The organism is Alloalcanivorax sp. (genome assembly GCF_964221125.1).
Classification (GTDB): domain Bacteria; phylum Pseudomonadota; class Gammaproteobacteria; order Pseudomonadales; family Alcanivoracaceae; genus Alloalcanivorax; species Alloalcanivorax venustensis.
In genome coordinates, this window is the sequence record NZ_CAXPXK010000124.1 from 1 (window position 1) to 6,529 (window position 6,529).

Annotated in this window: 4 protein-coding genes; 3 read left to right on the forward strand and 1 reads right to left on the reverse strand. The window is 65.9% G+C overall.

The features are described from left to right. The coding region (locus ACEQZD_RS14500) for a POTRA domain-containing protein (RefSeq protein WP_370186290.1) at positions 1-728 on the reverse strand (728 nt) is incomplete at its 3' end. A gap of 455 nt (positions 729-1,183) precedes the next feature. Between ACEQZD_RS14500 and ACEQZD_RS14505 the strand changes: the two genes are divergently transcribed. The 3 genes from ACEQZD_RS14505 to uca all read left to right on the forward strand — a co-directional run. Next, a complete protein-coding gene (locus tag ACEQZD_RS14505; RefSeq protein WP_194854984.1) occupies positions 1,184-1,534 on the forward strand; it encodes a hypothetical protein in 351 nt (116 codons plus the stop codon). 201 nt (positions 1,535-1,735) lie between these two features. Beyond that, entirely contained in the window at positions 1,736-3,505 is a 1,770-nt protein-coding gene (gene atzF / locus ACEQZD_RS14510; RefSeq protein WP_370186292.1) for an allophanate hydrolase, read from the forward strand. Further along, on the forward strand, positions 3,498-6,529 hold a 3,032-nt coding region (gene uca, locus ACEQZD_RS14515), incomplete at its 3' end, for an urea carboxylase (protein WP_370186294.1). The genes atzF and uca, both read left to right, overlap by 8 nt.

Genomic DNA, 6,529 nt, shown 5'->3' on the forward strand with positions numbered 1-6,529 from the left:
TCGTAGCTGAAGGACCAGACCTCGGCGTTGTCGGTATCCTGAGGCGCGGTAAAGAAAGTGAGCGAGGCGCTGTGGCCTTTTTGCCAGAGATTGGCGTGGCTGAGCGTGGCCACCGTGCGTAGCTTCTCGGTGTCGGCGCTATAGTCATTGTTCAACGTCAGGCTGGCGCTCCAGGGGCGCTCGTCTTCAACGGCCAGATCCACATCCATGGTGCCGGGGATACGCCCCTCCTTGACCAGCGGCATGACCTGCCGCTTACCGGTACGGTTAACCTCGGTGAGCTCCTCTTGAACCAGATCAAAATTGGGTACCGTGCCACTGGTCAGCGCGGGCACCTGATTTCGAATCTCGAGCGGGGATTGGTATTCGGCGCCAACCACCCGCACCCGACCGACTTTCACTTCCACGACCTCAAGGTAAACCACGCCGCCGCTGACCTTCTGCTCGGGCAGCTCCACATATACCGATTGATAGCCGGAGTCCTGGTACACCGCCTGCAAGGCCCGTTGCGCCTCTCGTATGTCGTCCAGCGTTTTATCCGGCCCCAGATAGGGATAAACCGCGCGCTCGATATCGCGTGCCTGCAGCACGGTATTACCACGCACGATGTACTCATTAATGGTCACCGTTGTCGTGACAGGCGTCCCGGCGGCATCCGGTTCAGCACTCTGCTGCGTCCATGCCAGCGGACTGATTAACAGAAGTCCGCTGAAGCACATCCCGGTCATGGAACGACACCGTCCAGTCTTTCGTTTCTTGTAAAGCATGGATTCAAAACTCGGCATTGATGCACCGGGTCGTGGCACCACCACCGTAGTGGTGTCCCCGTAAGCCGCTGCCACAACCAACAACTCACCGGCCCATCCGGCCAGTGATCCAGTTAACACTCTCTAGATGACTGGAACCCACCACGACCGAACCTTTGTCATTGAAAATTCATGAAACGAAGCAAAAAAAAGCCGCTGGTCCGGGGACATTGCGGACAGCGGCTAACTGATTGCTGACCACCGCGGCTTTCAGCGACAGCCGAGGAGTGCTCCGGTCAACACCAGGGAAGAGTGTTCGATACCTCTCAAACCGAAACAGTGTCATTAAAAATTCATCAGGGTTGCGTGCTTACGCCTTGTACGGCGCAGTGATCCGCACCAAGGTGAGCCTTCATTTCCCGTCCCGGAACGACCCCATGACAGCCGAATCCACCCCGTGGTGCTCCATGCCGGCGTTTGCCGTGCTCACCCTGGCGTTAATCGCCGGCCCGCCCACCCGGGCGGACAACAACCAGGACGCACCCAGCTGTGTGACTGTCGAAATCGACGGCCACAAGGCGCTGCCCTACGACTGTTATCAGCGGAAGATGGCGCCGTCGTCCGTCCCGGAACGCGGCACGCCCGCGATGCACTCCGCCACCGTCGCCGAGCAGGCGCCCAACCGCCTAGGCCTGTTCAACCTGTCCACTTTGCGCAATCGGATGGGCAATACCCTCGGGCAAGGCGTACGGCCGCAACGGCCGCCCGCGCCGCCACCGCTACCCTGACCGTCCAGCCACCCGGCCATGCACAATGATGGCGCGGACGCCCCATGAAGACGCATCTCATACCTTTCCCGACTCACCTCGCCGTTCGCCGGGAAACAGAAAAACCTATTTTTAAACAATAGCTTAGCCCCGCGCTCCCCACGCTGGCACCCGCCTTGCACTGATCGGCATACCCACTGGTATACAACGAGGTATGCGATCGTGCTTGGCTGGACCATCGATCAATGGCGCGCCGCCTACCGGAAGAAGAACGTCACTCCGGTATCGGCCATGAAAGCTCTCTCCGCTCAGCTGCAGGACAGCGAGCGGGCCCTCTGGATCCACCTGCTGGACGAGTCCAGCCTGCTGGCCCAGGCGGAGCGCCTCAGTGATCCCAGCCTGCCGCTCTACGGCGTGCCGTTCGCGGTCAAGGACAACATCGACGTGGGCAGCCTGCCCACCACCGCCGCCTGCCCCGCCTACACCTACACCGCCAAGGAAACCGCGCCGGCGGTGCAGGCGCTGCTTGACGCCGGCGCCATTCTGGTCGGCAAGACCAACCTGGATCAGCTGGCCACCGGCCTGGTGGGGGTGCGCTCGCCCTACGGCGAAGTCCCCAACCCCTTCAACCCGGACTATATCTCCGGCGGCTCCAGCGCCGGTTCGGCGGCGGTGGTCTCCCTGGGCCTGGTGCCATTCGCGCTGGGCACCGACACCGCCGGCTCCGGCCGGGTGCCGGCGGCGTTCACCAACACCGTGGGCCTCAAGCCCACCAAGGGCAGCATGAGCACCCGTGGTGTGGTGCCCGCCTGCCGCACCCTGGATTGCATCAGCGTGTTCGCGCTGAGCGTGGAAGACGCGCAAAGCGTCTACGACCTTTTCCGTGGCTACGACGAGCTGGACGGCTACGCGCGCCCGGCGCCGCAGCCGCTGCCCGCCGCCCTGCCGGAGCGGCCGCGCCTGGGCATTCCCAAGGACACGCCCTGGTTCGGCGACCAGCGCGCCGCCGCCGCCTGGCAGCGCCACCTGGAAGAGCTGGCGGAAATTGCCGAGCTGATTCCGCTGGATACCGGCGTGCTGCGCGAAACCGCCGAGCTGCTCTACCAGGGCCCCTGGGTCGCGGAACGCTACACCGTGGCCGAGCCGTTGCTGGAAAAAGACGCGCTGCTGCCGGTGATCCGCGATGTGATTCTACCCGCCAGAGACATGAGCGCCGCCGACGGCTTCCGCGCCCAGTACCGCCTGGCCGACCTGCGCCGCGAGGCCGATCAGCTGATGGCGAAGGTGGACGCCCTGGTGGTGCCCTCCACGCCGGGCATCCATACCCGTGCGGCGGTGGCCGAAGAACCGGTCAAGCTCAACAGCCAGCTCGGCACCTGGACCAACTTCGTCAACCTGCTGGATATGTGCGCCCTGGCCCTGCCCGGCGGCTTCCGCGACGACGGCCTGCCGGTGGGCATCACCCTGATCGGCGCCGCCTGGCAGGACGGTGCCCTGGCCGAGTTCGGTCGCCGCTGGCAGCGCCACCGCCCCTGGAAGGCCGGCGCCACCGACAACGCCCTGCCCGCGCCGGCGGAGCCGGAAGCCGGCAGCGACGACGGCATGGTCACCGTGGCGGTGGTGGGCGCCCACCTCACCGGCATGCCACTCAATCACCAGCTCACCGACCGCGGCGCCGTGCTGCTGGAAAGCACCCGCACCGCGCCCTGCTACCGGCTCTACGCCCTGGCCAACACCACGCCGCCCAAGCCCGGGCTGATCAAGGGCGCCGACGGCGCCGCCATCGAAATCGAACTGTGGAAGCTGCCGGTCAGCGAATTCGGCGGCTTCGTGGCGCTGATCCCGGCACCGCTGGGCATCGGCACCTTGGAAACCGAAGACGGCCGTCAGGTGAAGGGCTTCATCTGCGAAGGCTGGGCCATCGACGACGCCACCGACATAACCGCCCTTGGGGGGTGGAGGCACTACATAAGAGGTTTGAGCAATGCATAAAAAAGGGCTGAGCAAAGTTCTGATCGCCAACCGGGGGGAGATCGCGGTACGCATCTGCCGCACGCTCAAGGAAATGGGCATCGCCTCGGTGGCGGTGTACTCCGACGCGGACCGCAATAGCCAGCACGTCAGCGCCGCCGACGAAGCGGTGGCGCTGGGCGGCCAGACCGCCGCCGAGAGTTACCTGCGCAGCGAGCTGATTCTGCAGGCCGCCAAGGACACCGGCGCCCAGGGCATCATCCCCGGCTACGGCTTTCTGTCCGAGAACGCGGACTTCGCCGAAGCCTGCGCGGAAGCCGGCATTCAGTTTATCGGCCCGACCCCGGACCAGCTGCGCCGCTTCGGTCTCAAGCACGAAGCACGCGCCCTGGCGGAAGCCGCCGGCGTGCCGCTGGCGCCGGGCACCGGTCTGCTGCAAAGCCTGGAAGAAGCGAAAAGCGCCGCCGCCGACATCGGCTACCCGATCATGCTGAAAAGCACCGCCGGCGGCGGCGGTATCGGCCTGAGCCGCTGTGACAACGAACAGGCACTGGTGGACGCCTTTGAATCGGTGAAGCGCATGGGGGAAAACTTTTTCTCCGACAGCGGCGTCTTTATCGAACGCTTCGTGGCCCGCGCCCGCCACGTGGAAGTGCAGATCTTCGGCGACGGTAACGGCAAGGTGCTGGCCCTGGGCGAGCGCGAATGCTCCCTGCAGCGCCGCAACCAGAAAGTGGTGGAGGAAACCCCGGCCCCCAATCTGCCGCAGGCCACCCGGGAACAACTGCACGCCAGCGCCGTGCGCCTGGGCGAGTCGGTGAACTACCAGTCCGCCGGCACCGTGGAGTACATCTACGACGACGAGCGCGACGAGTTCTATTTCCTGGAGGTGAACACCCGCCTTCAGGTGGAGCACGGCGTCACCGAGGCGGTGTTCGGCGTCGACCTGGTGGCCTGGATGGTGATGCTGGCCGGCGGCGAACAACCGCCGCTGGACGCGGACTACCGGAGCCATGGCCACGCCATGGAAGTGCGCATCTACGCCGAGGACGCGCTCAAGGATTTTCAGCCCAGCCCCGGCGAGCTCACCGAGGTGTCGTTCCCGGACCACATCCGCCTGGACGGCTGGGTGGACACCGGCACCCGGGTGAGCCCGCACTACGACCCGATGCTCGCCAAGGTGATCGTGCACGGCGACGACCGGCCGGCGGCGCTGAAGAAAATGCAGGACGCGCTGGCCGCCACGCGGCTTTCCGGCATCGCCACCAACCTGGATTATCTGCGCCGCATTCTGATCGACCCGAACGTGGTGGCAGGCAAGGTCTCCACCCGCTACCTGGAAAGCTTCCAGTACACCCCCACGGCTTTTGAAGTAGTGGAGCCGGGCACCTACACCACGGTGCAGGACTACCCCGGCCGCGCCGGCTCCTGGGACATCGGCGTGCCGCCCTCCGGACCGATGGACGACTACGCGTTCCGGCTCGGCAACCGCATCGTCGGCAACCACGCCAGCGCCGCCGGCCTGGAGACCACGCTGGTGGGCCCGTCGCTGAAATTCCATAGCGACACCGTGGTGGCGCTCACCGGCGCCGCCTGCGACGCCACCCTGGACGGCGAGCCCGTACCCATGTGGCGGCCGGTGCCGGTGCAAGCTGGCCAGACACTCGCCACCGGCAAAGCGTCCAGCGGCTGCCGCACCTATATCGCGGTGCGCAACGGCATCGACGTGCCCGACTACCTGGGCAGCAAAGCCACCTTCGTGCTCGGCCAGTTCGGCGGCCACGGCGGCCGCACCCTGCGCAAGGGCGACGTGCTGTCGATCTGCCAGCCGCAGCTGGCCGGCTGCCCGACGCCGGCACCGGGCCATGAGCCGGCCCCGGCCCCCGAGGCGATGATTCCTGACTACCCGCAACAGTGGGAGATCAAAGTGCTGTACGGCCCCCATGGGGCGCCGGACTTCTTCACCGAAGAGGCCATCGAACAGTTCTTCGAAGCGGACTGGCAGGTGCACTACAACTCCAACCGCCTGGGCATCCGCCTGGTGGGCCCCAAGCCGAGCTGGGCGCGCACCGACGGTGGCGAAGCCGGGCTGCACCCGTCCAACCTGCACGACAACGAATACGCCATCGGCTCAATCAACTTCACCGGCGACTTCCCGGTGATCCTCACCAAGGACGGCCCGAGCCTGGGCGGCTTCGTCTGCCCGGTGACCATCGCCAAGGCGGAGCTGTGGAAAGTGGGCCAGCTCAAGCCCGGCGACAGCATCCGCTTCACGCCCGTCGCCTTCGCCGAGGCCCTGGCGCTGGAACAGGCCCAGGACGCGGCTATCGAAAAGCTGGCGCCGGTGCCGGTGGTGTCGCCGGATCTCCACGATGGCTTACTTAAAAAGAGCGATCCCGCGTTTACGTCCGCCACCATGGTCGCCGAGCTGGACGCGGCCGGCCATGTGCCGCGCATCACCTACCGCCAGGCCGGCGACAAATACATCCTGATCGAATACGGCGACAACGTGCTGGATCTGGCCCTGCGGCTGCGCGTGCACGCGCTGATGGAAAACCTCAAGGCCGAGCCGGTGCCCGGCATCCTGGAACTCTCCCCGGGCGTGCGCAGCCTGCAGGTGCACTACGACTCACGGTTGATCGATCAGGCCGGCCTGGTGGACGCGCTGCTGGAACGGGAGAAAGCGATCGGCTCCGTGGACGATATGGAAGTGCGCTCCCGGGTGCTGCACCTGCCGCTGGCGTTTGAGGACAGCGCCACCCTGGACGCGGTGCAGCGCTACCAGGAGACCATCCGTTCCGAGGCGCCCTGGCTGCCCAACAACGTGGAGTTCATCCGCCGCATCAACGGCCTGGACAGCACCGAGCAGGTCAAGGACATCGTCTTCAAGGCCAGCTACATGGTGCTGGGCCTGGGCGACGTCTACCTGGGCGCGCCCTGCGCCGTGCCGGTGGACCCGCGCCACCGGCTGATGACCTCCAAATACAACCCGGCGCGCACCTACACCGCCGAGGGCACGGTGGGCATCGGCGGCGTCTATATGTG